General features: G+C 40.3%; 1 protein-coding gene. It reads right to left on the bottom strand.

What is annotated here, in order from left to right; genetic code table 11:
* A partial coding sequence (locus OQE62_RS19410; protein WP_265723698.1) for a hypothetical protein occupies positions 1 to 316 on the bottom strand: 316 nt, incomplete at its 3' end.
* Positions 317 to 375 lie beyond the last annotated feature (59 nt).

Below are 375 nucleotides of genomic sequence, written 5' to 3' on the forward strand. Positions count from 1 at the left end.
AAAAGCATTCCACAGAATTCTTTACGCCAGATTTAAAATATGCATTTATCCAATCTTGATAGTGAAGCTTAGTATTCTTGTACTCTGGATGATCATTCGGCTCATAATAAAGTGTATCAACTTTGCTGCTTAGATCTAGATGCAACATTTTTCTTAATGCTAGTCCAACTTCCACCTCTTCTCCCGGCGTTGCCTTATCTATATCACCTTGAAACTGAGGGGAGCAATTGACCGCATCGGAATACTTATACTCTTTTGAGTATGATTCCCCTGCAAAAAGACTAAGAGAAATTAGTAGTAGAACATGAATTTTCATTTATTCACCTGAGTGCGCCGAGTAGCCAGGAGCCGTCACCGACTCCCAGCCCTCTAAGA

It is taken from the genome of Microbulbifer halophilus, assembly GCF_026183675.1.
GTDB classification, from domain to species: Bacteria; Pseudomonadota; Gammaproteobacteria; order Pseudomonadales; family Cellvibrionaceae; genus Microbulbifer; species Microbulbifer halophilus.